Genomic DNA, 1,171 nt, shown 5'->3' with positions numbered 1-1,171 from the left:
CGCTATCAACATAACGTTGAAAGGCCATCTTTAAGGAGTTCGGCAGCTCATGACTGTCAATGGTTTCGAAACCATGTTGAGCATAATATTTTTCTAAGTAGCTAAAAGCGAAGCAATAATCACCATCTTCGAAAACTTTGTTCTCGCAATGCTCTAGCAGAGTGTGGCCAACGTTTGTGCCTCTAACTTCTGGGATGACGAGCATGCCTGTTAATAAGCGATATTGCTCTACAGTTTTTAATCTTAGTAGTGCGACGATCACACCTTCACGACTGGCTGTGATGATGAGTTCATCTTTTTTGGCTCGCCCGGAGGGGTAATGGGCTTTATAGAGCTTTTTGATCAAAGGGAGTTTGATCGGATTTAACACTTCTATGATTATTGAGTTAGGTATTGTCACTGCGGTTAAAAGTTAACTGGGGTAGAATGTGCCCAGTTTAAGAGAATCTTATCTGGCGTTGCAAATCACTATGCAAATTAAAGAACACGCAAGCCTCAAGGCTTTTCACACTTTTGGTATCGAGCAGACTTGCTCCTACTTAGCCATTGTTGACTCGATAGATGATGTAATCAGCCTCTATCAAAATCCTGCTTTTCAAAGTCTGCCGAAGTTGTTTTTGGGTAAAGGCAGCAATGTTCTATTTACTGAACATTTTGATGGTCTCGTCATTGTTAACCGCCTTTTGGGGAAATCGGTTTCAGAAACCCATGAAGATTATCTTCTGCATGTTCAAGGTGGGGAGGATTGGCCGAGTTTGGTGGCTTGGTGTGTTGCCCAAGGTATGGGCGGGATCGAAAACTTAGCTTTGATTCCCGGTTGTGCTGGGTCAGCTCCGATCCAAAACATCGGCGCATACGGGGTTGAACTAAAAGATCTTTGTAGCTACGTCGATGTATTGGATTTGACGACTTTAAAAACGAGGCGGATGAGTGCGGAAGACTGCGAATTTGGGTACCGAGATTCAGTTTTCAAACATGATCTATATGAAAAATGCTTTGTCACAGCCATTGGCTTGAAGCTGCCGAAGCGATGGACGCCGAAGAATCAATATGGGCCGTTACAAAACATCCCTGAAAACGAATTAAGTCCAAATGCAATATTTGAACGTGTGTGCCAAGTTCGTATGGAGAAACTGCCAGACCCAGCTAAAGTCGGTAACGCAGGGAGTTT

The 1,171-nt window shown here is 43.5% G+C and carries 2 protein-coding genes; one reads left to right on the top strand and one right to left on the bottom strand.

Annotated elements, in window-relative coordinates; all coding sequences use genetic code 11:
• The coding region (locus R7P74_RS24875) for a GNAT family N-acetyltransferase (RefSeq protein WP_318123309.1) at positions 1 to 370 on the bottom strand (370 nt) is incomplete at its 3' end.
• Positions 371 to 470: 100 nt separating this feature from the next.
• Here R7P74_RS24875 and murB point away from each other — a divergent pair.
• A partial coding sequence (gene murB, locus R7P74_RS24870; protein ID WP_318123308.1) for a UDP-N-acetylmuramate dehydrogenase occupies positions 471 to 1,171 on the top strand: 701 nt, incomplete at its 3' end.

This window comes from Vibrio sp. 2033 (genome assembly GCF_033339735.1).
The sequence above is the reverse complement of the archived record's forward strand: the minus strand, read 5'-3'. Positions and strand labels throughout refer to the sequence as shown.